This is a genomic window from Gilliamella sp. ESL0441 (assembly GCF_019469185.1).
In the GTDB taxonomy this organism is placed as follows: Bacteria; Pseudomonadota; Gammaproteobacteria; order Enterobacterales; family Orbaceae; genus Gilliamella.
In genome coordinates, this window is record NZ_CP048264.1 from 2,492,089 (window position 1) to 2,518,041 (window position 25,953).

Sequence of the window (25,953 nt, forward strand, 5' to 3'; positions counted from 1 at the left end):
CGTGCATGCAAATTATCTATACCCTTTTATTATATCTAATTCAGCCATTTGTTTGGCTAAAACTATTATGGCGCAGTCGTAAAGCGCCAGCCTACCGTCAGCGATGGTTAGAACGATATGGTTTTTGCAAAAATAAAGTCAAACCAAATGGTATTTTAGTGCATGCCGTATCCGTAGGTGAAACAATAGCGGCGATTCCGCTAATTAAAGCATTGCAACAAAAATATCCACAGTTACCAATCACTGTTACCACCATGACGCCGACAGGTTCTGAGCGAGTAAAAACGTTATTAAAAGACAGTGTCAGTCATGTTTATCTACCCTATGATCTACCTGGTGCCATAAAACGATTTTTGAAAACCACAAAGCCCAAAATTGTCATTATTATGGAAACTGAACTTTGGCCTAATTTAATTAGCCAATGTTATAAACAAAAAATTCCTTTAATTATTGCAAATGCCAGATTATCTGAACGATCAGCTGCTCGCTATGGCAAATTAGGTAAAGCGGTCAAACAACTATTTTCGAAAATTAGTATGGTGGCAGCTCAGAATCAGCATGATGGTGAACGATTTGTTTCACTTGGTTTACCTACAGATCATTTAGCAATTACCGGCAGCATCAAGTTTGATATTAACTTATCCAATGAGCAGCGACAGAAAATAAACCAGTTAAAACAACAATGGCAATTAAATAGACCTGTGTTAATTGCAGCAAGTACCCATAATGGCGAAGATGAAATTATTGTAACTGCATTTAAAAAATTACTGCTTAAACATGCTAATTTATTGTTAATTCTGGTACCACGTCATCCTGAACGTTTTAAAACGGTTGAAAAACTCATTAGTGATAATGGTTTTAATTATCTAAAGCGTAGTACAAATCAAATACCTACAGAACAAACTCAAATAGTTTTGGGCGATACAATGGGCGAACTACTAGAGCTTTATGCGATGGCAGATATCGCTTTTGTTGGTGGCAGCTTAGTAAAACAGGGTGGACATAATCCTTTAGAGCCTGCACTGCACCGCATTGCTATTATTACCGGTGAATATTTTTTTAATTTCCAAGTGATTTGTGAACAATTGATTGAAGCGCAAGGAATGATTGTTTGCACAAACTCAGCAGATGATTTATATTCATCAATAGATTGTTTATTAAATGACAATAGTAGCCGAAACCAACTTGGCGAAAATGCCTATCTCGTTTTAAAACAAAATCAAGGAGCACTAAGTAGACTATTAACAGTCATAAACCACTATCTTTATATCAAATGAGGCTTAGCTGTGAATAAAAAAAACGGTTTATTATTAGTTAACTTAGGTACACCAAGCGCAACAACGCCTGAAGCTATAAAACAATATTTAACAGAGTTTTTGCTTGATCGACATGTTGTTGATCTGCCCAGCTTTATTTGGTATCCAATTTTAAAATATTTTATTTTACCTAAACGCATTCCGTACATTCTCAAGCATTACCAAAAAATCTGGATAGAGGGTAGTTCCCCCTTGTTACATTACAGTAAATTGTTACACAAAAAATTGCAGCAACACTTACCCAATATAAAATGTGAGCTTGCCATGACGTATGGTGAACCGAGTCTTCAAGCAGCCTTAAATAACTTAAAATCCTGTAAGAAAATTACGTTGTTACCCCTATTCCCGCAATATTCTACAACCACAACACTTGCCGTTCTGGATAAAATCAAACAATTAAATGATACCAATATTATAAGAAGTAATATTCACTATATTCGAGACTATGCTGATCACCCAAGTTACATTAATGCACTCTATTTACAGATAAAACAGGCTTTTTTAGAGCAAGGACAACCTGATGTTTTACTCCTTTCTTATCATGGTATGCCTGAACGCTATATTCTTAAACGCCATGATGATTATATCGAGCGATGTGAACTCACCACCTTATTATTAATTGAAAAGTGTTTAGCGAACGGCGTCACGCTGCCAATACAAATGGCCTATCAATCAAAATTTGGAAAAGGAAAATGGGTTGAGCCAAACACGAGTGACATACTTAGAAATTTAGCTTTAAATGGCGTGACTCGTGTTCATGTGATGTGCCCAGGATTTTCTGCGGATTGTATTGAAACTTGTTATGAAATAGATCAAGAAAATCGAGAAATATTCCTTAATTCAGGAGGAAAACACTTTCATTACATCCCTGCATTAAATGATTCACAACAACATATTAATACTATCATCGATCTCATACATCAGACGGAATCTTAAGAACCGATCCGACTTTTTTTTCGATTAATTTGATTTAAAATAAGATTAAAACTATATTTGCAAGTGAAATGTTAAATTTAACACATCATTGTACATTTATTACAATTAAAATGGACAATTATGAATACTTATCGATATGCTTTGTTACTTTACCTTGATCAATGAGCAGATAAGTGTTCAAAATAGGCGCACAAAGGAGAATAATAGATGAAAATAATCATTATTGGAGCTCAAGCAGCTGGGGCGAGTGCTGCAGCTAAAGCCAAAAGAATAAACCCTAATGCAACAATTCGTATCTATGAAAAATCGGATATTGTTTCATTCGGTGCGTGTGGCTTACCTTATTATATTGGCAATCATTTTACTGATGCTAATGAAATGATATCCCGAACACCTGAACAATTTCAAAAAGATGGTATTGAAATAAAAACACGACATGAAGTGATATCTGTTGATGTTAAACAAAAAAAATTACTTATTAAAGATTTAAGTAACGGTGAAAACATTGAAGATAGCTATGACAAATTGCTATTTGCTGTAGGTGCAAGTCCAATTATTCCAACACTGGCGAATGATCAGCTGGAAAATATTTTTACGTTACGCAATCTTTATGATGGATTAGCAATCAAAGAAGCGCTGTCAAAACCGGAATGCAAAAATATTATTATTGTTGGAGCTGGTTATATTGGATTGGAAATAGCCGAATCACTGGCTGCATTAAAAAAGAAAGTAAAATTAATTCAATTAGATAATCGAGTCTTAGTCGAAGCATTTGATGAGCAACTCACTGACATTATTCAGGAAAATCTTGAGCAACATTGTGACTTACATCTACAAGAAAGTGTCCAAGGTTTTGTTGGTCAAGATAAAGTGACGCAGGTTATTACAAATAAAGGACAATATCCTGCCGATCTTGTCATTATCGCTACCGGCGTTAGACCAAATAGTCAAATCTACAAAAACATTGGCATTAATACCCTAAATAATGGTGCCATTATTACCGATGATTTAGGTAGAACAAATATCACTGATATTTATGCCGCTGGAGATTGTGCCACGCTGTTCCATAAAGTCAGCCAAACTAAAGTCTATATTCCATTAGCAACTGGCGCAAACAAATTGGGGAAAATTGTAGGTGAAAACATTGCAGGTGGCAATTGTCAATTTCCTGGTACGTTAGGCACATCAGCGCTCAGAGTTTTTAATATTGAAGCAGGACGAACAGGAATAACTGAAAATGAAGCCATCAAATTAGGTATCCCCTATAAAACGGTTTTAGTAAACGACAAAAACCACAGTAATTATGTCGAAGGTCAATCACCCGTTACGGCTAAACTTATTTATCATGCTGAAACACGCAAGATTTTAGGGGGGCAATTAGTCGGCGGCAGTGGTTCTGCACTGAGAATAAATGTATTAGCAACAGCAATATGGTCACAAATGAAGATTGACGAACTTACAATGTTAGATTTTCTGTATGCACCACCTTTTTCACGGCCTTGGGATATTTTAAATATTGCAGGTTCCATTGCCAAATAGAGATGATGAAAAGGGTGTTTACTAATCACTCAAAAATAGTCAATAAAAAATTAAATTTGTTAATCAATTGCTTCAGTATTAAAACAAACTTTTAAAGCACTTAACAAATTGATTAATAGATAAAATTAAAGCATTATTGATAATTATTTAATTATATACCCCCTAAAAGGGCGAGGATCGATTATGTCAGATGCCATTTTTCACGGGATTTTTTTTGAAAAATTCCTATCCATTACTCATTACCAAACATTAATTGGTCTTGGGCTATTACTTATTTGTTTTTTTGTCATAATGAAACCATTACAAGACAAAAAAGTTAATTTTTCAATTCGCATGTTAGTTGGCTTGATACTTGGGGCAGTTCTTGGTCTGGGAATCCAATGGTCGGCAGGTTTTCCTAAAAGTTCGACGGTTTGGATGCAAGAGATTGCAACATGGTATGGTCTTTTTGGGCGTGCCTTTATTGCCTTTATACGTATGCTAGTGATTCCACTGGTATTTGTCTCAATAGTTAAAGTTATTATTGATTTTTCGGGAAAAAAGAATTTACCTCAAATTGCATTCCGTGGAATTTTTTGGTTACTTTTTACAACAGCAATCGCTTGTATAGTCGGCATTGTTTTAGCTAACGTTTTTGAACTCGGTGAAATAAGCTCAACATCATTACACCAAGCTCAAGCTAAACATTATACCAATATTATTGATACCTTCGTTAATCTGATTCCTAGCAATATTATCGGTGCCATGGCAAAAGAAAATATTGTAGGATTAGTTATCTTTTCAGCATTAATGGGGCTTGCCGCCAATAGAATGGAAAAGAAAAACCCTCAACCAATTGCCTTGTTTAAAACATTTATTGAAGCGCTATATAAAATTGTTATGTCAATTGCAATGACCGTAATTAAATATATGCCGTATGCCGTCATTGCGTTACTCGCCCGTACAATTATATCTAATGGTATTCCTGCAATTGTTGAAGTATCAAGTTTTGTTGCAGCGGTTTATATTGCAACTCTCGTTATGCTTGTTGTACATGTATTAATTGTCTTAATTCATGGTATTTCACCAGTAATGTTTATCAAAAAAGCATTAGGAACATGGCTATTAGCTTTCACTAGCCGCTCGTCAGTGGGTACCTTACCGATGACTATTTCAACATTAACCGTCAGAATGGGCGTCAACACCGGTACAGCAAACTTAGTTGGCTCACTTGGCAGCACCATGGGTATGAATGGTTGTGCTGGATTTTTTCCTGCGTTATTAGCGGTAATGGTCGCCCATATGGTTGGGATAGATACCAATATTCAATTTTATATTATGCTTGTGATAGTCGTGGTCATAGGATCAATAGGAATCGCAGGTATTCCAGGAACAGCAACCGTTGCTGCGACGGTGGTTTTATCTGGCATGGGAATGGTTGAATACTTCCCATTAATTGGTATGGTACTCGCTGTCGATCCAATTATTGATATGGCTCGAACTTTAGCTAACGTATCGGGTGCAATGACCGCAGCGGTTGCCACAGATCGTGAAGTAGGATTGATGAATATGAATGTCTTTAACGATCCGAATCTCACTCTGGATAATGACAACACCGAAGCTTAAGTAACAACAATATATATTCAATGATAAAAAGGACGCAATTAAGCGTCCTTTTTAGGTTAATAAAACAACTTAAACCAATTAAAGTGTTTTCAACCAATCAGAAACATCTTTACCTAATGTTTTATGACGCATAGCATATTGAACAAAAGTCTGTACATATCCAAGTTTATTGCCACAGTCATGACTTTGTCCTTTAATACAATAGGCATCAACCGGCTCTTCTTCAAGTAACATTGCAATAGCATCGGTCAATTGAATTTCACCGCCAGCACCTAATGGCGTTTTAGCAAGTAATGGCCAAATTTTCTCAGATAATACATAACGCCCTACCACGGATTGATTTGAGGGCGCATCCTCAACCGACGGTTTTTCGACCACACTATACATTTGTACTACATTTCCTGCTGACAGCTCCTCTCCACGGCAATCAACAATACCATATGAAGAAACTAATTCTTTAGGCACAGGTTCAACCATAATTTGACTATGTTTAGATTCTTGGTAATTATGAATCATGGCTGCCAAATTGTCACAAGTCAAATCACTTTCATATTCATCAATAATCACATCTGGTAATACCACAGCAAAAGGTTCATCACCCACTAAAGGATAGGCACATAAAACTGCGTGACCAAGCCCTTTGGCTAAACCTTGACGAACACTTGTAATTGTTACATGTTTAGGAAGTATACTTTGTACTTCTTGCAACAATTGACGCTTCACTCGTGCTTCTAACATCGCTTCCAATTCAAAGCTGGTATCAAAATGGTTTTCAATTGAATTTTTTGATGAGTGTGTGACAAAAATAATTTCAGTGATACCTGCTGCAATACACTCTTTAACGACATATTGAATAAGCGGTTTATCGACAACTGGCAACATTTCTTTAGGAATTGCTTTCGTTGCTGGTAACATGCGAGTTCCTAGACCAGCAACAGGGATAACCGCTTTTTTTACTTTACCCTTTAGGGAATTTTCAAAATTAAATGACATAATCATTCCTTAAAAAATTTAACGGCTAATACTATCATAATTTGCATCCGTTGGACGACCATTAATAAAGGTATTTTTAACTCTTTCAGACTTTAACATATAAGGTATCCAAATACCTGCATGAATTAATGCTCTAAATAGATCTTTTAGATCACTAGATCCAAAAAATTGAGCTAATAGTTTTTGGTATAAAATTTGATCGAATACTATAATAATAATATTGAAAATCTCTAAAAAAATAAATGTGTTAACAAATTTATAATCTTTTTTGAAAAATAAGTAAGTTAGATAGATATTTACAATAATTAACAGCGTATTCCCAATTAGTTCAAATAAAAACAATTTATCAATATACGGAATATAATAATCTGAATTTATATTAATAAATTCCTCCAGAGTACCACTAAAAAACATCATATCTAATAAATCATAAATTTGACGACCAACCAAAAAAAAAGTTACAAACAAACCTATAGCGACTACAATTAACCAGCCACCTAATCCTTCCAATTTTTTTGTATTTGTATTTGTATTTGTATTTGTATTTGTATTTGTATTTGTATTTGTATTTGTATTTGTCATTGTATTAGCCTATCCCAAATTAATAAATTGTTTTTGCGAAAATATTCATTTCAAACTGAGAAAAAATCTAAGATCCAACGTAATATGAATCACTGAATATTGTTAAATGTTATCCTGATTAAAGGCACAGCTCGTCAACTTGACGAACTATGCCTTTATCAAAAAATAGATTAATTTTTGAAGTAAATGTAGATAATAAATTAGTTATATTTCGACTCAACGCTCCATTTATAATTTATCACTTACTTCATCAGCCGTATGAGTAATTGCTTTACCACCAGATTGAACATCTTTACCCACACCACTGACCGTATTACAACCCACAACAAATGTTGCCATAACTAACCCTAGCATTAACATTAACATTTTTCGGAACATATTAAATACTCCTCTTATTAATTACATGGTTATTTTAATGTAGCAAACGCTTCCGCTACTCGATGGATATTATGGTGATTTAAACCCGCCACACACATCCGTCCACTGCCCACCAAATAAACAGCAAAGTTATTTTTTAAATGTGCGACTTGTTCTTGAGAAAACCCAGTATAACTAAACATGCCTTGCTGTTTGATTAAATAATCAAAATTACTTTCAGGTACTGCCTTATTCAATAATTCTACTAGTTTAGTTCGCATTGAGATAATACGTTCACGCATTACTGTAACTTCGTCAACCCATTGGGCTTTGAGTTCAACATTATTCAAAACATGACTAACAATATGAGCACCATAGGCCGCAGGACTTGAATAATTTCGACGTACGGTTGCTTGAAGCTGACCAAGTACACGATTTGCCACTTCACTGTTATCACATAAAACGGATAAACCACCCACCCTTTCACCATATAACGAAAATGTTTTTGAAAAAGAGTTACACACAAAACCACATATTCCTAACTCTGCCACTCGTCTAATTGCATATGCATCATCTTCGATACTCTTACCAAATCCCTGATAAGCAATATCCATGAAGGGAATAAGATCGCGTGTTTTTAATATATCAATAACCTGATCCCACTGTGCATGTGTTAAATCGGCACCGGTTGGATTATGACAACAAGGGTGTAGCAAAACGATAGTTTTAGCCGGTAATTGATGTAGTGTCTCAAGCATTGCATCAAACTTAACACCACAAGTTTGTGAATCAAAATACGGATATTTATTTACCTTAAATCCAGCACCATGAAAAATGTCTATATGATTTTCCCATGTTGGATCACTGACCCAAACTTCTGATTTCGGAAAATAGCGAAACAAAAAATCAGCACCTATTTTTAATGCACCTGAACCACCTAAAGTTTGAATGGTTGCAATGCGTTTATCTTTAAACGCGCTGTGTGCTTCACCAAATAGCAAACATTGAATAGCTCGACAATACTCAGGTAATCCACTCATCGGTAAATAAAGTGATGCAGTTTTATCATTCTGATAGATAAAATCACGTACAGCTTTTACACATGCTAATTGAGGTACAATACTGTTTTCATCATAATAATAACCGATACTTAAATTTGTTTTATTCATCCGGTTATCCTGATTAAACTCAGCAACTAATGATAAAATAGGATCCCCTGCGTACGACTCAACTTTTTCAAACATATTTGCAACCTAATTACACGGCAACTAATAATAAATAATTGTAGATTATTGCATCAACTCCATCGGCAATCAATCATTAAATAGAAGTTTACACGTTCTGGATATGATTAATCATTTACTTGAATGATTAATGTAAAAAAAGATAAACATGGCAAGGCTTAAACGATAATTTATTAGATATTGCGGATAATAAAAGATGTTAGCCCCCCTAGACAAGTATAACTACCACTTTATAGGATTATCTAAAAAAGCAGAAATGTAGGGCAAAATTTGATGCAATTAAAAAGTAGTCACCAAGTGACTACACTAATTCAATTTGATGCAATAGGCATAAGTCTAAAATCTTTAATGGTAAAGGATCTATTGAGCTTAAAACTTTAAACTTTTAAAGTAAATCATTGTTAAATATTGCGTTTACTTTACAGCAATGACTTCAATTTCAACCTTAGCATCTTTGGGGATTCTGGCGACTTGTACGCAAGAACGAGCAGGAAACCCAGCATGATGTTCTGTAAAAAAGGCTTCATAAATTGCATTAACGGCCGCAAAATCATTCATATCAGCTAAAAAAATGGTGGTTTTAACGATATCACTAACTTGATAACCCGCTGCCGTGATAATAGCTTTTACATTTGCTAAACTTTGTTTAGCTTGTTCTTTGACACAATCTGACATTTTACCAGTAACCGGATCTAACGGTATTTGTCCTGATGCAAATAACATATTACCCAAATCAACGCCTTGTACATAAGGGCCTATTGCAGCGGGTGCGTTCTCTGTATTAATGATTTTTTTCATCTCAATATCTCCTGTATTCATCTTCCCTAGCTAAAAAATAATAAGGGGGAATATTATGCAAAGTTAATTTTCAACATTTGAACAGGAACACTATTTGGTGTCAAGTAAGAACAAAATTATGATCATGGGACTTCTTAAGATTTTCTGTTATGATAATCACAATTTTTTTGTTTATTGAGAGTTAATATGTTTGAGAATTTAACCGACCGTTTATCGCAGACATTTCGTAATATCAGTGGTCGAGGGCGACTGTCTGAAGATAATATTAAAGAAGCACTACGTGATGTACGTATGGCTTTACTTGAAGCCGACGTAGCACTTCCTGTTGTACGTGAATTTATTAATCAAGTAAAAGAGAAAGCCGTTGGTCTGGACGTTTCTAAAAGCTTAACACCAGGTCAAGAATTTATCAAAATAGTGCAGGCTGAACTCACATCAGCTATGGGTGAAGTTAATAGCACCCTCAATCTGGCAACACAGCCCCCCGCTGTTATTTTGATGGCTGGTTTGCAAGGGGCAGGTAAAACCACCAGCGTCGCTAAATTAGCTAAATTTTTAAAAGAAAAGCAAAAAAAGAAAGTGCTGGTTGTGTCTGCTGACGTCTATCGTCCGGCTGCAATTAAACAATTAGAAACGCTTGCAAAAGCCATTGATGTGGAATTTTTCCCATCGGATATTCACGAAAAACCAGTGAATATTGTTAATAAAGCCATTTCTCATGCCAAACTTCAGTTCTTCGATGTGTTAATTGTCGATACAGCGGGACGCTTACATATTGATAGCAACATGATGGATGAAATCAAAGAACTGCATCAGGCTATCAACCCAATCGAAACGTTATTTGTTGTTGATGCAATGACAGGGCAAGATGCCGCCAATACTGCAAAAGCCTTCAATGATGCCTTGCCACTTACCGGTGTGATTTTAACCAAAGTTGATGGTGATGCCCGTGGTGGTGCGGCGTTATCGATTCGTCATATTACTGGCAAGCCTATTAAATTCTTAGGAATGGGAGAAAAAACAGATGCTTTAGAGCCATTCTTCCCAGATCGTATTGCTTCACGAATATTAGGTATGGGAGATGTCATTTCCTTAATCGAAGAGTTGCAACAAAATGTTGATCGTGAAAAAGCAGAAAAAATTGCCAAAAAGTTAAAAAAAGGTGACAAGTTCGATTTTAATGATTTCCAAGATCAACTTCAACAGATGCGAAATATGGGTGGGATGGGAGCAATGTTGGCAAAACTACCCGGTGCAGGGCAACTACCTGAACACATTAAAGCACAAATGGATGATAAAATCACCGTTAAAATGGAAGCGATTATAAGTTCAATGACGTTAAAAGAAAGAGCCAATCCTGAAATCATCAAAGGATCTCGAAAACGTCGAATTGCGAATGGTTCAGGTACTCAAGTACAAGACGTCAACAAACTACTTAAACAGTTTGAAGATATGCAAAAAATGATGAAAAAAATGAAAGGCGGTGGCATGATGAAAATGATGCGCCAAATGAAAGGACTAATGGGTGGCGGTATGGGCTTCCCTCATCGTTAATAAGATACAATCAATCAGCTTGTTATGCATTATTGTTATACTTTGAACAATGCATAACAAGCGACATTTATATAAGTATTACATTTATTTGCGTAATACAGTCAAGCAAGTTATGGGTTAACCGATTTTATTTTAGTTGGTCGGCTCATTGTCAATACCGTACCGATTGATGAAACAATAATAAATGTAATCGCCAACCATTGATAACGTGTTAATTGCTCTTGTAAAACTATGAAGCCAGACAATGCAGCAAAAACCGGCGACAAACTCATTAAAGTACTAAATGTTTGAGCGGGTAATCTTGGTAACGCTATCATATCTAATCCATAAGGAATGGCCGACGCCAATAATGAAACCACAAACACTAAAGGAAGAAGTTCCAAAGAAAACATAGCACTCCCACTATCCCACACACCAATAGGAAATACAAATAAAGATGCTATTAAAGACCCTATCGCAACACTTGATGAACCATATAATGCCCCTGCTTTACGCCCAAAGACAATATAACATGCCCAACCTGAACCGGCTAATAAAGCCATCAAAATGCCAACGGGATCTAAATCACCAGAAGCTTGATGAATCGGTAAAAGTATCGCAAGCCCGATAACCGCAACGCCTAACCAAATAAAATCAACTAACCGACGCGAATAACACATTGCGACAACTATCGGCCCAGTAAGTTCTATCGCCACAGTAATACCAAGCGGGATTCTGGCGATGGCACTATAAAAAGCCAAATTCATGCAACCGGTAGCTACGCCATATAAAAACACATACTTAAAAGCTTGTTTAGTAATGGGTTTACGCCATGGTTTGAAAATAATGATAAGCATCAAGGATGAAAAAGTTAATCGCCAAGCGGTCATCCCTTCAGGGCCTAATACCGGAAAAAGATATTTGGCCATAGATGCACTTGATTGTAACGAAATCATAGAAATAAAAATAATAAAGACCGGCCAAGATCGTTTAAACATGCCTAATTACCTTGTTAATATAATCAGAAAAAATTGCTCGTCATTTCACAACATACGATGAAATATAAAGAAATCAATTTTTGATCATTGCTAATGATGATTTAATATAAAATGTCCATATAAGTACGAGTAGGAATGTTTTCAATCCATACTTTGATTTAACTCCTGTCAATTTTCTCTTTTTACTGAGAGCAATGCGAGATCTTGCAATGCTTTTTTATAGGGAGAGTCCGGCAGGATAGCAATCACATCAAAAGCCTTTTGGGCTTCTTGCTGTGCTATTTGTAAAGTATATTCAAGTGAACCACACTCATTCATGATCTGCAAAATACGATCTAACAAATGTCGCCCATTCCCTTGCTCGATAGCTTGACGAATCAACTTAGCTTCCTCAGCATTTTGACAATGACGCATCGCATGTAATAAAGGTAAAGTTGGTTTGCCTTCATTAAGATCATCACCCAAATTCTTACCTAAGGTTTGGTTACTATCAGCACTATAATCTAATAAATCATCAATAATTTGGAAGGCCGTACCTAAATATTTTCCATATTCTTGTAAGGCAAATTCTTGCTCTGCATTGGCGCCGGCTAACACCGCTGCCGAATGCGAAGTTGCTTCAAATAAACGAGCGGTTTTACGATAAATGACTTCTAAATACTGTTCATTAGTAATATCGGGATCATTACAATTGATTAATTGTTGCACTTCACCTTCAGCAATCACATTTGTTGCTGCCGACATAATAGTTAAAACTTTGAAAGATTCAGTCCGTACCATCATTTGAAAAGAACGCGTATAAATATAATCGCCAACTAAAACACTTGCCGCATTACCAAATAATGCATTAGCCGTTGATTTACCACGCCTGAGATCAGATTCATCAACAACATCGTCATGTAATAATGTAGCTGTATGAATAAATTCAATAAACGCAGCAGCAATGATGTGCTTATCACCTTGATAATTAAGGGCTTTGGCAACTAGCAATGCAATAATAGGACGAATTCGCTTACCGCCACTACTAATAATATAATTACCTAATTGATTAATTAGCACAACATCCGAGCTAAGCTCCGCCTGAATTGCCTCATTGACTTTAACTAAGTCATCTTTTACAAGATTAAGAATTTGACTCATTGAAGGATTTTTCATCATCCAAACCACTAAAAATAACAGATAGTTGCCTGCTATTATCTGATAAATATTGCCATGCAACAAGATATTGAATTAGCTTATTTCAAAAAAAACTACAAATGATAAGCATTTTCATTTAGAATATTCACCTTAAGTTAAAAATGATAATTGTTATGAAAATCAATTTTGATATAGACATTAGTAACGAAAAAGAACCTCAATCGCCAATACTTATCAAACAAGAGAGTGATTATATTTCAACTTCACTTTCGATCATATCACACCTATTTTTATTGGCTTTACTTTTCAGTCCAATGATCTTGGCTAAAAATGTTGTCGTTAACGAAGGTGATAACTCAATTAAGGCAATCATGATTGATGTAACACAAATAGCAGCGCCTGAACAATCATTAGTTGAAAATGCGCCTGATATCAAAGGTGTTAAAGAAAGTGATATTATTGAAAATAATCCAATAGATGAACCAATAGTTGAGCCTGTTACTGAAACCCAAATCATTCCTGAAAAAAAACCAGAGATCATTCCTGAAAATAAACTTGTCATAGAGCAAAAACAGAAACCAAAGCCGAAACCCAAACCTAAAACGAAGCAAAAACCAATTCAAAAAGAGTCACGTCAGCAAGTCAGACAAGAAGTGATCACGGATAACTTTGCCAAAACAGCCGTCGCATCTTCCATTTCTGATAGCCGTCAACATTCGGGTAATCCCTCGCCAATTAGTCGTAATCAACCTGAATACCCTCGTCGAGCGCTTGATATGCGCTTAGAAGGTCATGTCGTTGCACTTTTTGATATCAACAGTAATGGACGTGTCGAGAATATTCGCATTATTGAAACTAAACCGAACAATATTTTTAATCGTTCAGTTATCACAGCGATGAAAACATGGAAATATGAACGTAAAATAGCAAAAGATTTAAAAATAAAAATAATTTTTAATCGTGATAAATCAATAAGTTTAGATAATTAATTATCCTAATAATTTCTCAACACATTAGAACAATATTGCTTTATCCATAATAACAATAAAAGCAATAATCTCAATAAGAAGATTATTGCCTTATCGAAAAGATTAACGAGTCAGTAACATTAATTTTTCAATTTGCTCTGGTTCTTTAGGCACATCACTGGTCAATACTTCATTACCCGATGCTGTGATTAAAATATTATCTTCAATACGAATACCAATACCTTTATAACACTCAGGCACATCAGCATCTTGATTGATGTAAAGCCCTGGCTCAACAGTCAATACCATACCCGGCTCTAAAATACGATCCCTACCACTCCCCACATCATGTACATCAATACCGAGCCAATGCCCTAAACCATGCATATAAAATGCGGTATAAGCTTTATCAGCAATGAGCGAATCGACATCCCCTTGCATAATGCTTAATTTAACTAAGCCCGTCACCATAGTTTTCACAACATGATCATTTACTTCCATAATCGATGTTCCAGGTTTTAACAGATCAATTGCTTGATATTGAGCAGCTAAAACAATGTTATAAATATCGCGCTGTGCTTGGCTAAATTGACCATTGATAGGAAAAGTCCTTGTTATATCCCCTGCATAATATTGATATTCGCAGCCAGCATCGATTAACACCAAATCACCGTCTTTTAAAAGCGCACTGTTATTTTCATAATGTAATATACAACCATTGTTACCGGCTCCTACAATCGTATTATAGGAAGGAGAACGAGCACCCTGCCAGGCAAATTCATGTAAAATTTCTGCCTCTAACTGATATTCATACATCGAAGGTTTACAGCTACGCATGGCTCGACAATGGGCTTGGGCACTAATTTTGCACGCATGACGTAAAATGTCTATTTCAAAATTAGATTTAAACATCCGCATTTCATGCACAATAGGACGCCAATCAATCACACTACTGGGTGCTGAAAGTTTAAATCTTGCACCTTGTTTTAAAATCGTAAGGGCTTTTTTAACAATCGTGTCAGCATAATCATATTGCAGATCAGCATGATAAATTGCCTGCTTACCATTCAACAACTCAGGCAAAATAGTATCAATTTTATCAAAAGGATGCGCTTCATCAACGCCAAGGGTTTCTAACGCAGCTTGCTGCCCTAAACGATAGCCTGTCCATGTTTCAGCCAGAGGATCTTTTTTACGATTAAACAGCACATATCGAACATGATTATCTTGTTGTTTAATCATCACTAATACGGCTTCGGGTTCATCAAAACAGGTAAAATACCAAAAATCACTATTTTGCCGATAAGGATAATGCGTGTCATTGCTTCTGACGACTTCGGGTGAGGCAAAAAAAAGTGCGACGCTGTTAGGTTGCATCTGCGAAAGAAGCTTTTCTCGACGAGAAAAAAGCTCTTTTTTGGTATCGATATTTAGCATAGTGATAACCTTTTAAAAACAAGTTAATATTAATGAATGGTTGGTGCGATATCAGCCTCATTAAATTCATCAAAACAGAGAATCGAAGTCATGCGAACATACTCTTTAATTTCTTCAAATGCGAATCCTAACTCTTGCTCATCTTCGTTTTCATCGTAGCCTAGCTTCGCAATTTGTCTCAAATCATAAATTGCTTCACCCACATCGCCTTTAATATGATTTAATTTTGGTTGAACCAATCCAATACCTAATAAAAAATGGTTAACCCAACCGACTAAATCATCAATTTGAGAAAAAAGATCATGTTCGTTAAGTAACAATTGGAATTCAAAATCATCATCCAAAAATTGTTGCTTGGTAATACAATAAAGCTCAACCATTTTCTTATTTAGAGATTCTGGGATTTTTTGCCCATTATTGAGCATATCTTCAACTAAAGGGCGCCAACTTTCATCATGATTGCCTCCGGCTAAAATACCCGAAATAAAACCATGTAATTCAGCAGCTGTAATACCCATTTTATTTAAGTTTAATTCATGATTAAGTTCATCATAATTTACAGTTTTGGTCATTAATGTCACCCTGATTTTGTCATATCAATAAAAAGCACTCTGCACTTTCATTAATTATTAGTATATAATCCACAGCTAGCTATAAATAATAAACAGGTTACTGGGCTTTATAAAGGAATTATTTTGAATATTGTAAGATTTGTGGTGAAATTTTCCCTTCTCATTTTAGCTTTTGTTGTATCATTAACTGCTTGTAGTTCATGGTTCTCTAACAAAGGTATCATTATTCTCGATGTACAAAATAAAAACCAAACTTTTGTAACAAGCCAAGACTTGCCGCATTACTATAAACTAGGTAATGGTGAACACGAACTTCAACAATTTGAAACATTTTGTAGTGAAGAAATACAAAAATCACAACTTGATGGCAGCGAAGAAATTGTCTTTGAAAACATAAAGCGTGGTATACATGGAGAAGTAGAGTTTAAAAAATGTAGTGATAGAATCACTCGAATTTATCGTTATTAATAAATATGGACATAACTATATATTGATATATAAAAAGTTTAACTAATTCCAAAGATCGATTAAATGTTACTAGCCATTCAGGCGGTTTTTATTTATATTGGTCGCGTAAATGAAAATTTTTTTAGGAGTAGAATTATTATGTATAAACAAGATGTAACCATTACCGCACCGAATGGTCTCCATACCCGCCCTGCCGCACAATTTGTAAAAGAAGCTAAAAATTTTAATGCTGAAATTACTGTAACTTCTAACGGAAAAAGTGCTAGTGCTAAAAGTCTATTCAAATTACAAACACTTGGTCTAACACAAGGTACTACCATTACCATTTCAGCTGAAGGCGAAGATGAAAAAGAAGCAGTAAATCATTTGGTTAAATTAATCCCTGAGTTGGAATAATTAGATTCAAAATGCGATAAAGAACAGATTTAAAATTGAATAAGGATTAAATGTTATGGTATCAGGTATACTTGTTTCCCCCGGTATCGCTTTTGCAAAAGCGCTATTATTAAAAGAAGAACCTATTGTTGTTAACAGTAGACCAATTCTTGATAACAAAATTGATGCTGAAATTGCACGTTTTAAGGACGCTCGTCAAAAATCCAGCGAGCAATTAAATGCGATAATGGAACGAGCAAAATCCACATTAGGCGAAGATAAAGCTGCTATCTTTGAAGGGCATATCATGCTTTTAGAAGATGAGGATTTAGAACAAGAAGTTATCTCTCGTATACAAAGCAAGCATTCAACCGCTGATGCCGCTGTCCAATCAGTATTTGAAACTCAAGCTAAAGAACTTGAAAACTTAGACGATGAATACTTAAAAGAGCGTGCTGCTGATATTCGTGATATTGGCAAACGTTTACTTAAAAATATTTTAGGGATTGAAATCGTTGATTTAAGTGCAATTAACCAACCTTGTATTTTAGTTGCAACAGATCTTACTCCATCTGAAACAGCACAATTAAATCTAGATATGGTATTAGGTTTTATCACAGATGCTGGTGGTCGTACATCTCACACCTCAATTATGGCTCGTTCACTAGAAATTCCAGCTATTGTTGGTACATCAAACGCAACGCAAGCAATAAAACAAGGTGATTTTGTTATTTTAGATGCCATAAATAATGCCATTTATATCAATCCAGATCACGCTACTCAAGAGAAACTCAAACAGGTTCAAGCTAAATATATTGCCGATAAAGAAGAGTTGGCAAAATTAAAAGACTTACCAGCCGTCACGCTTGATGGTCACCAAGTTGAAATTTGTGCAAATATTGGTACGGTACGTGATATCGCTGGTGCGGATCGCAACGGTTATGAAGGTGTCGGTCTTTATCGTACTGAATTTTTATTTATGGATCGTGATGCCTATCCTAACGAAGATGAACAATTCAAAGCTTACAAAGAGGTAGCCGAATCAACGAATGGTTTATCTGTTATTGTCAGAACAATGGATATTGGCGGCGATAAAGATGTACCTTACATGCATTTACCGAAAGAAGAAAACCCATTCTTAGGTTGGCGTGCAATTCGTATCTGTTTAGATCGCAAAGAAATACTCCATGCACAATTACGCGCAATATTACGCGCATCAGCATTTGGTAAATTACGTATCATGTTCCCGATGATCATATCGGTTGAAGAAATCCGTATCTTAAAATCTGAAATTAATATTCTTAAAGAACAGCTTACTGCCGAAGGTAAAGCGTTTGATAAAAACATCGAAGTTGGTGTAATGATTGAAACGCCTGCTGCTGCCGTCATTGCTCATCATTTAGCGAAAGAAGTTGATTTCTTTAGTATTGGAACCAACGATCTAACACAATACACATTAGCGGTTGATCGTGGTAACGAATTAATTTCTCATCTTTATAACCCACTTTCACCATCTGTTTTAACACTCATTAAGAAAGTCATTGATGCTTCTCACAAAGAAGGGAAATGGACAGGAATGTGTGGTGAGCTTGCTGGTGATGAACGAGCAACGATTTTATTACTAGGTATGGGACTTGATGAATTCAGCATGAGTGCGGTATCAATTCCTAAAATCAAAAAATTAATTCGTAATACACATTTTGAAGAAGCGAAAAAACTTGCCGACAGTGCGCTTGAAAAAGCAACTTCTAAAGAAATTATGGATTTAATCGAAAAATATAACGCTGAAAAGCAAATTTGTTAGGAGAAAATAATGGGGTTATTCGATAAATTGAAGCAATTCATGAAGCAATTCATCAAATCTGATGATAGCCATGATAGCATCGAAATTATTGCACCTCTGAGTGGCGAAATCGTTAAAATCGAAGATGTGCCAGATGTCGTTTTTGCAGAGAAAGTCGTTGGTGATGGTATTGCAATTAAACCTGCTGGTAATAAAATTGTTGCGCCATTAAACGGTAGAATTGGCAAAATTTTTGAAACTAATCATGCATTTGCTATTGAATCAGATGATGGTATTGAGCTATTTGTACACTTTGGAATTGACACTGTTGAATTAAAAGGCGAAGGTTTTACCCGTATTGCTGAAGAAGGTCAACAAGTAAAAGTTGGTGATACTATTATTGAATTTGATTTACCACTACTTGAAAGTAAAGCAAAATCAGTGTTAACACCTGTTGTCATTTCTAATATGGATAGTATTGTCGAGCTGACAAAACTATCTGGTACCGTAGAAGCAGGTAAAACACCTGTTATGCGCGTGAAAAAATAATCATAAAAAAAACCTTCAGTTTTACTGAAGGTTTTTCTGCTCAATTCATTAACTGTCTAGTTTAATCTACTAACGCCACTTTTTATATTGATTAATCAAATTATTTGTAGAATCATCATGTGAAGTTACTGGCGTATCACTCGCTAATTCAGGTAGAATTCGACCCGCTAATTGCTTACCTAACTCAACACCCCATTGGTCAAAACTGAATATATTCAGAATAATACCTTGAGTAAAGATTTTATGCTCATACATCGCAACTAATGCACCCAAGCTATACGGGGTAATTTTCTTAACTAAAATTGAATTGGTCGGTTTATTTCCTTCAAACACTTTAAACGGAACAATTGCTTTAACTTCATCAAGCGTTTTTCCAGCAGCCATAAATTCTTGTTCAACTTGTTCTTTAGTTTTACCAAATGCTAATGCCTCAGTTTGAGCAAAAAAGTTAGATAATAATTTAGGATGATGATCACCAACTGGATTATGGCTAATTGCTGGCGCAATAAAATCACACGGAATAAGTTTAGTACCTTGATGAATTAATTGATAAAATGCATGTTGACCATTGGTACCCGGTTCACCCCAAATGATTGGGCCAGTAGTATAAGTTGTTTTATGACCATTACGATCGACACTCTTACCGTTTGATTCCATATTGCCTTGTTGAAAATAGGCAGCAAATCGATGCATATACTGGTCATAAGGTAAAATGGCTTCTGTCTCAGCACCATAAAAATTATTATACCAAATCCCAATTAAGGCTAATAATGCAGGAATATTTTTATCAATTGGTGTATTTTGGAAGTGTTTATCCATTGCATGGCCACCAGCCAAAAATTGTTTAAAATTATCAAATCCAATAGATAAAACGATCGATAAACCTATCGCAGACCAAGAAGAGTAACGACCACCTACCCAATCCCAAAATTCAAACATATTCGCTGTATCAATACCAAATTTTTCAACTTCTTTGGCATTAGTGGATAACGCAACAAAATGCAAAGCAACAGCTTTATCATCTTTAGCCGCATCAAGTAACCAAGAACGAGCCGTTTGTGCATTAGTCATGGTTTCTTGTGTGGTAAACGTTTTTGATGCTACTAAAAACAGGGTTGTTTCAGGATTTAAGCCTTTTAATGCTTCAACAATATGAGTACCGTCAACATTTGAAACAAAATGCATGTTTAAATGATTTTTATAAGGACGCAACGCTTCGGTAATCATGACAGGTCCAAGATCTGAACCTCCAATTCCGATATTTACCACATCACTTATTGCTTTACCGGTATACCCTTTCCACTCACCGCTAATAACTTTATTACTGAATGATTCCATTTTTGCTAATACCGCATTGACATCATCCATCACATTTTTGCCATCAACATAAATAGGGGTATTCGATACATTTCGTAAAGCAACATGCAAAACAGCACGATTTTCGGTGCGATTAATTTTTTCACCGCTATACATAGCTGAAATTGCACCTTTAAGATCACATTCATCAGCAAGCTTATGAAGTATTGCTAAAGTCTCTTGCGTAATACGATTTTTAGAAAGATCAACCAAAAACTCATCCTCAAACGGAATACTGAGTTTTTCAACTCGTTTTGGCTCTTCTTTTAAAATCTGGGCAATGGTCTTATTGTGATGCTTTTGATAACTTGCTTGAAGGGATTTCCAAGATGAAGTGGTAGTTGGATCAATTGATTTTAACATAACTCATTCCTTAAATAATAAAGCACTCTATCCATAATATAACTATGCCTAAAATGATGCAAGATAAGGATCTTTTATCTTTTTCTTAAATAAAGTAAGTAGTATAGATAAGCTTACTAATTCATAAACTGTGGTGTTATAGGCGTGAATAAGGAGACACCATATATAAAATTCAGTTTTGATAATAAGCATTAGCCTATTTTCTATTTTTTTGATAATTGAAATATCGTTTCTCTGTTTTATTTAATCATCAATTGTTAAATTACGCGTCGTTAAATCAAATGGTGTTAATTGATAGACATAATAGTTAAGCCAATTGCTGAACAATAAATAAGCGTGACTACGCCATGTGGCTTTAGGGGTTAAATCTGGATTATTATGAGGAAAATAATTTTCTGGGATAGTTGGCTGAATACCAGCTTTAAGATCACGAAAATATTCGTTGGCTAAAGTAAATGAGTCATATTCAGGATGCCCGGTAACAAATGCCATCCGTTTATCTGCTGTTGCCATTAAATAAGGGCCGGTAATATCAGAATCTGCCAGTATTGAAAGATCGGTATAATTTTTTATTTTTTCAATCGGAAAATCTGCATACCTTGAATGCGGTGCTAAAAAAGAGTCATCGAATCCTCGGGTTAAAATGGCATTAGGTTGTAAAATCTGATGCTGATAAACCCCAGATAATTTATGTGATCGTGTAAATTTTGGTAAATCATATAATACATTCAATGCGGCTTGTACTGCCCAACACACAAACATGGTTGAGGTGACATGTTCTTTTGCCCATGTGATAATTTCAACTAATTTTGACCAATAGACTACATCCGTAAAGGCCACTTTTCCTAACGGTGCGCCAGTGATAATAAGCCCATCAAAATTTTGTTCACGTATATCGTCAAAATCACAATAGAAACTATTTAAATGTTCTACTGGCGTATTTTTCGATTCACGCTGATCAATACGTAATAGTTGAATATCGACTTGTAATGAGGAGTTGGAAAGCAGTCGTAAAAATTGGTTTTCTGTCTCTATTTTTTTAGGCATAAGATTAAGAAAGAGCAGTTTTAGCGGACGAATTTCTTGTGTATTTGCACGAGAAGATGTCATGATAAAAATATTTTCTTTACGAAGTACATCAACGGCTGGTAATGAATCAGGAATACAAATAGGCATAGCAAAAACTCCTAATAATCAACAATCTTTTAAAACTTAAAATAGACGTCTAGAAATCTGTATAGCTAAATATAAGATGTTTTAGATTATTTGTCGAGGTTTTTATTTTGATTAGCTAAATCCAATATCTCAAAGAAAATCATGATACTACTATATACGAATAACGTTAAATTCGCATTGGTCTTTTTTAGATTGGATAATTGACAACAGTAAGGGAAGAGTTAAAAAGCCCGTGTATCGGTGCGCCATGAGTCAGCGGTTAACGCTTCGCCAAAATAGCTATTAACGAGTTTTTGCGTGATATCACTAAGTGGCGAGGCTAACACTTCGGCGGTATTCCCGTATTCAACAAGTTCGCCTTTGTGCATCACTAAGATTTGATCACTAATATGCTTCATCATCCCTATATCTTGAGTCACATAAATATAAGAGATGTTATGCTCGGCTTGTAATGACAACATCAAATTAACAATCTGTGAACGCATCGAGATATCTAATGCGGCTAACGCTTCGTCTAAAATAATAACTTTAGGTTTTAGAATTAATGCTCTCGCTAGGGCGACCCGTTGTTTTTGCCCCGATGCCATCACCGCTGGATAATAAGAAGCATGTTCAGGCAGTAACCCAACTTGCTTTAATACGTCGCTTATCATTTTTTCACGTTCAAACGCATCGTAATGTGTATTGTGTTTGAGTGGAATTTCAAGCAATTGACCAATGCGAAGTCTTGGATCAAAAGAGCTTTCTACATGTTGAAAAATCATGCGAATAAGTTGACAACGGTAACTATAATCGCCATATTCGACTTTTGTGCCATCAATCCAAATATCACCACTATCCGGTTTGACCATTCCAACTAACATTTTAGCTAATGTTGATTTGCCCGATCCATTCTGACCAATAATTGCCAAGGTTTTTCCTTCATTGATCGAAAAAGATATTGGTTTAACAGCATCAATGTATAGATGCCCCAAAAATCCTTTAGGAATTTTAAATTGCTTTGACAAATTACGCACTTTTAAAATTGGGTTCATGGTTTAGTCCTGGTATTGATAATTTTACTCATCAGTATTTAAAGGAAAATGACAAGCAACAAAGTGATCTTTAATTTGGATTAATTCGGGTGCTTGAATACATTTTTTTTGTGCATAAGGACAACGTGGGCCCAATCGACAGCCAATAGGTAAATGTTCAAGTGACGGAATAACACCCGGTAAAGTATTTAACGGGCTTTTATGTGGCATTGCCTTACCAAAATCTGGAATGGCGTAAATGAGCGCCTGTGTATAAGGGTGATAAGGCGATTTTATTAAATCTTCGCTATCCGCCACTTCAACCGTCTGTCCACAATACAATACATTAATTCGATCTGTCCACCTTGTAATCATTTGCAAATCATGGCTGATAAGTAAAATCGTGGTGCCCATATTTTGATTCATGCTAGCCAGTAGCCTAAAAATTTGGGCTTCTGTCGTGGCTTCCATGGCATTAGTCGGCTCATCGGCAATGAGTAATTTAGGTTGATTGGCCAATGCAATGGCTATCATGACTTTTTGACATTCACCTTCTGTCAGTTCAAACGGATAAGACTTTAATATTTCTTTATGCTCTTTGATTCCAACCCGATGCAATAGTTCAATCGCACGATTTTTACGCCAAAATAGCCGTTGCCACCAATGACCTTTAAAGGTGCGTCTAGGTATTGCATCGATCAGTTGTTGCCCAATTTTCATTGATGGATCTAAACATGATTGTGGTTCTTGGAATATCATGGAAATATTCGCACTAATAACTTTACGGCGTTGTTTAGGCGTAAGTTTTAATAAATCAATATTATTAAAATGAAAGCGATCTGCCGAAATTTTCCAATTGTGATTGGTGATTCCTAAAATCGCTTTGGCAATTAAGCTTTTACCAGAACCGGATTCGCCTACTAATCCTCGAATTTCACCTTCTGATAATCTAAGGTTAACCCGGTCGATAGCACGTAACAGACCGTCAGGAGTAATAAACTCAATCGTTAAATTACGAATATCTAACAATGCCATGATTAATGCCCTGCTCGTCGACCATTTAATCCAAAGTTTAATAAATAAACAAAGATAATGGTAGCTGAAACCGCAATTCCGGGGGATAAAAAGGCCAAGTAATTGGTACCAATAATGTCTTTCATTTTAAACATCATCATCCCTAAATCGGGTCTGGAGGTATCGTTAGCAAATCCTAAAAAGGTGATGCTGGTAATGGCTAAGATAATTGAACTAAATAACGATACAATTTCAGTTAAATAGACCGGCAGAATATTAGGCAAAATATAGTGATTTAAAATCGTTATTTTGGATAAACCATCAAGCCGATAAGCCGTGATATAAGTTTTATTCCACTCCTTAATCACTCGTTGATGGATATTGTATATAAATCGTGGTGAATAAGATAACCCAATGATTAACAACATATTGGTTATATCATCTTCAAATAACATACTGACAACGATAACCCCCAATAAAGGTGGTACGACCATAAAAAATCGGAAAATCAATAAAATAAAAGATCGTAGAAATGGGATAAAGAACATTAAATAATTAATTAATCCTGCAATCACAACAACATAAAATACCGCTTTTAGTGTCATCGATAAGGTTGAGCGATAACCAATTAATAAGTAATCAAAAATATCTTGTCCTTTAGCATTGGTGCCTAAAATGTGATTAATATCGCCATTCATAAACCATGCTGGCGGTAAGGAACTTGCATAAATAGGATCTAAATGAGCATGAAAAAACCACTTTGTTGAAACAGCAACAAAGACAATTGCCATAATGCCATAAAAGCCAACAATTGAATAAAGATTACTATGTAGCTTATTAAAACATAATGCCACACTATTTAATAACCTTGTTACCTTAGACATGATGTTCCTTATGACGTAATGGATAAATAGCCACAGCGGTAATTTCGCCCAATAGTGTTAAAAAGCTTATCACCGTTCCACAAGCAAAAATAGCAATTGAAATAATAAAATAATTATGATGATGATAAGCACCCATGACCCATTGCCCTAATCCAACACGGTTAAATAATATTCCGACAATCATTGTTGAAAACAACAATGTAGTCGTATTATAAGTCAATTGAGGAATAGTTGCCGGAATGGTATTGGGCAATAAATGTCGTCGTAAAATTTTTAAAGGTGACCTTTCTCGAATTGCAGCCATTTTTATGTAGTTCTGGCGTGAGGTATTTTTGACATTTTGGCTAATAAGCTGAATAGTCATAATGCTAGGCTGTATCGCAAGAATGATTATCGGAAGTTTCAGATATTGAAACTGCTCAATCAATAAATCTATTTTATTCTGTTTGTCAGACAGTAAAATCTCTAATAACGATGTACCAATAGCGGAGGAAGAGGTATCAAAATGTATTGATACAGACCAATTTGGAGAGACCCAAAACATAACAATCACAATTAGCATCACAATAGGACATGAATATAGTAATAAGCACCCTAACCGAATCGTGCTATTTAACCAATTAATATTACTTAGCCCTAAAAAGATACCTAATGGTAAACCAACAATTAGTGCTACCGCTAAGGCTAGAATACACAGTTCAATCGTCGCGGATAAAGTATAAAGAAACGAGACCTTTTCCCCTGAGGTTAATGTGAATTGTCCTTGCAATAATTGCCTAAAGAAAGAACTGTAAGCATCAACAATATGAAGATGATTAAACATAGAATGGGGCGAAAAATAGACAAGGCAAAAGCTGATCTGAGCCAAAATGCAGATAATTAATACAAAAGTGACTATTTTTTTCAAAATATAAATAATCATGTTTATCTTATCGCTTTTATTTGTCTAAGTAGGAA

25 protein-coding genes are annotated in these 25,953 nt (G+C 35.3%); 10 read left to right on the forward strand and 15 right to left on the reverse strand.

Going from position 1 to position 25,953, the window contains the following annotated elements; translation table 11 throughout:
* Positions 1-5 precede the first annotated feature (5 nt).
* The 4 genes from waaA to GYM75_RS11085 all read left to right on the forward strand — a co-directional run bounded on the left by waaA (position 6) and on the right by GYM75_RS11085 (position 5,396).
* Positions 6-1,277 carry a lipid IV(A) 3-deoxy-D-manno-octulosonic acid transferase gene (waaA, locus tag GYM75_RS11070; protein WP_220215989.1) on the forward strand — a complete coding sequence of 424 codons (1,272 nt, stop codon included), beginning with the start codon at positions 6-8 and terminating at the stop codon, positions 1,275-1,277.
* Between the two features lie 9 nt (positions 1,278-1,286).
* A complete protein-coding gene (gene hemH, locus GYM75_RS11075; protein WP_220215990.1) occupies positions 1,287-2,252 on the forward strand; it encodes a ferrochelatase in 966 nt (321 codons plus the stop codon).
* 207 nt (positions 2,253-2,459) lie between these two features.
* Positions 2,460-3,791 carry a CoA-disulfide reductase gene (locus GYM75_RS11080; RefSeq protein ID WP_220215991.1) on the forward strand — a complete coding sequence of 444 codons (1,332 nt, stop codon included), beginning with the start codon at positions 2,460-2,462 and terminating at the stop codon, positions 3,789-3,791.
* 183 nt (positions 3,792-3,974) lie between these two features.
* Positions 3,975-5,396, forward strand: coding sequence for a cation:dicarboxylate symporter family transporter (locus tag GYM75_RS11085; RefSeq protein WP_220215992.1), 1,422 nt, complete (start codon positions 3,975-3,977; stop codon positions 5,394-5,396).
* Between the two features lie 78 nt (positions 5,397-5,474).
* Here GYM75_RS11085 and galU read toward each other — a convergent pair whose 3' ends face one another.
* The 5 genes from galU to GYM75_RS11110 all read right to left on the reverse strand — a co-directional run bounded on the left by galU (position 5,475) and on the right by GYM75_RS11110 (position 9,370).
* A complete protein-coding gene (gene galU / locus GYM75_RS11090; protein WP_220215993.1) occupies positions 5,475-6,389 on the reverse strand; it encodes a UTP--glucose-1-phosphate uridylyltransferase GalU in 915 nt (304 codons plus the stop codon).
* Between the two features lie 18 nt (positions 6,390-6,407).
* A complete protein-coding gene (locus GYM75_RS11095; protein ID WP_220215994.1) occupies positions 6,408-6,971 on the reverse strand; it encodes a DUF2569 domain-containing protein in 564 nt (187 codons plus the stop codon).
* Between the two features lie 228 nt (positions 6,972-7,199).
* A complete protein-coding gene (locus GYM75_RS11100; RefSeq protein WP_255556771.1) occupies positions 7,200-7,349 on the reverse strand; it encodes an entericidin A/B family lipoprotein in 150 nt (49 codons plus the stop codon).
* Positions 7,350-7,378: 29 nt separating this feature from the next.
* Entirely contained in the window at positions 7,379-8,572 is a 1,194-nt protein-coding gene (locus GYM75_RS11105; RefSeq protein ID WP_220215995.1) for an amino acid aminotransferase, read from the reverse strand.
* A gap of 414 nt (positions 8,573-8,986) precedes the next feature.
* The gene (locus GYM75_RS11110) at positions 8,987-9,370 is read right to left on the reverse strand and encodes a RidA family protein (RefSeq protein ID WP_220215996.1); all 384 of its coding nucleotides are present in this window, start codon (positions 9,368-9,370) and stop codon (positions 8,987-8,989) included.
* Positions 9,371-9,556: 186 nt separating this feature from the next.
* Here GYM75_RS11110 and ffh point away from each other — a divergent pair, with 186 nt between their 5' ends.
* Positions 9,557-10,924 carry a signal recognition particle protein gene (gene ffh / locus GYM75_RS11115; protein WP_220215997.1) on the forward strand — a complete coding sequence of 456 codons (1,368 nt, stop codon included), beginning with the start codon at positions 9,557-9,559 and terminating at the stop codon, positions 10,922-10,924.
* Between the two features lie 110 nt (positions 10,925-11,034).
* On the opposite strand, the gene GYM75_RS11120 is transcribed toward ffh, so the two are convergent.
* Together GYM75_RS11120 and ispB are read right to left on the reverse strand one after the other, a co-directional pair.
* Complete coding sequence (locus GYM75_RS11120; protein WP_220215998.1) at positions 11,035-11,901, reverse strand: EamA family transporter; 867 nt, start codon at positions 11,899-11,901, stop codon at positions 11,035-11,037.
* 168 nt (positions 11,902-12,069) lie between these two features.
* Complete coding sequence (gene ispB, locus GYM75_RS11125; protein ID WP_363317337.1) at positions 12,070-13,056, reverse strand: octaprenyl diphosphate synthase; 987 nt, start codon at positions 13,054-13,056, stop codon at positions 12,070-12,072.
* A gap of 155 nt (positions 13,057-13,211) precedes the next feature.
* Between ispB and GYM75_RS11130 the strand changes: the two genes are divergently transcribed.
* A complete protein-coding gene (locus GYM75_RS11130) occupies positions 13,212-14,027 on the forward strand; it encodes a TonB family protein (RefSeq protein WP_220216000.1) in 816 nt (271 codons plus the stop codon).
* A gap of 102 nt (positions 14,028-14,129) precedes the next feature.
* Here the strand turns inward: GYM75_RS11130 and pepP are convergent, their stop codons facing one another.
* Together pepP and GYM75_RS11140 are read right to left on the reverse strand one after the other, a co-directional pair.
* Entirely contained in the window at positions 14,130-15,443 is a 1,314-nt protein-coding gene (gene pepP, locus GYM75_RS11135) for a Xaa-Pro aminopeptidase (RefSeq protein ID WP_220216001.1), read from the reverse strand.
* Between the two features lie 29 nt (positions 15,444-15,472).
* Positions 15,473-16,015, reverse strand: a complete 543-nt coding sequence (locus GYM75_RS11140; protein ID WP_220216002.1) for a UPF0149 family protein — start codon at positions 16,013-16,015, stop codon at positions 15,473-15,475.
* A gap of 123 nt (positions 16,016-16,138) precedes the next feature.
* Here GYM75_RS11140 and GYM75_RS11145 point away from each other — a divergent pair, with 123 nt between their 5' ends.
* The 4 genes from GYM75_RS11145 to crr all read left to right on the forward strand — a co-directional run bounded on the left by GYM75_RS11145 (position 16,139) and on the right by crr (position 19,190).
* A complete protein-coding gene (locus GYM75_RS11145) occupies positions 16,139-16,483 on the forward strand; it encodes a hypothetical protein (protein ID WP_220216003.1) in 345 nt (114 codons plus the stop codon).
* A gap of 138 nt (positions 16,484-16,621) precedes the next feature.
* Positions 16,622-16,879 (forward strand): phosphocarrier protein Hpr, encoded by a 258-nt coding sequence (gene ptsH / locus GYM75_RS11150; protein WP_065559773.1) that lies wholly within the window; start codon positions 16,622-16,624, stop codon positions 16,877-16,879.
* Between the two features lie 55 nt (positions 16,880-16,934).
* On the forward strand, positions 16,935-18,662 hold the full coding sequence (ptsI, locus tag GYM75_RS11155; RefSeq protein WP_220216004.1) for a phosphoenolpyruvate-protein phosphotransferase PtsI: 1,728 nt from the start codon (positions 16,935-16,937) through the stop codon (positions 18,660-18,662).
* Between the two features lie 9 nt (positions 18,663-18,671).
* A complete protein-coding gene (gene crr / locus GYM75_RS11160; protein ID WP_220216005.1) occupies positions 18,672-19,190 on the forward strand; it encodes a PTS glucose transporter subunit IIA in 519 nt (172 codons plus the stop codon).
* Between the two features lie 69 nt (positions 19,191-19,259).
* Here the strand turns inward: crr and pgi are convergent, their stop codons facing one another.
* The 6 genes from pgi to GYM75_RS11190 form a co-directional block, all read right to left on the reverse strand.
* Positions 19,260-20,909 (reverse strand): glucose-6-phosphate isomerase, encoded by a 1,650-nt coding sequence (gene pgi / locus GYM75_RS11165; RefSeq protein WP_220216006.1) that lies wholly within the window; start codon positions 20,907-20,909, stop codon positions 19,260-19,262.
* 243 nt (positions 20,910-21,152) lie between these two features.
* A complete protein-coding gene (gene metA, locus GYM75_RS11170) occupies positions 21,153-22,085 on the reverse strand; it encodes a homoserine O-succinyltransferase (protein ID WP_220216007.1) in 933 nt (310 codons plus the stop codon).
* A gap of 221 nt (positions 22,086-22,306) precedes the next feature.
* Positions 22,307-23,119, reverse strand: a complete 813-nt coding sequence (locus GYM75_RS11175; RefSeq protein ID WP_220216008.1) for an ATP-binding cassette domain-containing protein — start codon at positions 23,117-23,119, stop codon at positions 22,307-22,309.
* Between the two features lie 24 nt (positions 23,120-23,143).
* Positions 23,144-24,133, reverse strand: coding sequence for a putrescine export ABC transporter ATP-binding protein SapD (gene sapD, locus GYM75_RS11180; protein ID WP_220216009.1), 990 nt, complete (start codon positions 24,131-24,133; stop codon positions 23,144-23,146).
* Between the two features lie 2 nt (positions 24,134-24,135).
* Positions 24,136-24,996, reverse strand: a complete 861-nt coding sequence (locus GYM75_RS11185) for an ABC transporter permease subunit (protein ID WP_220216010.1) — start codon at positions 24,994-24,996, stop codon at positions 24,136-24,138.
* Complete coding sequence (locus GYM75_RS11190; RefSeq protein ID WP_220216011.1) at positions 24,989-25,918, reverse strand: ABC transporter permease subunit; 930 nt, start codon at positions 25,916-25,918, stop codon at positions 24,989-24,991. The genes GYM75_RS11185 and GYM75_RS11190 overlap by 8 nt, the downstream gene beginning before the upstream one ends.
* Positions 25,919-25,953: the final 35 nt, after the last annotated feature.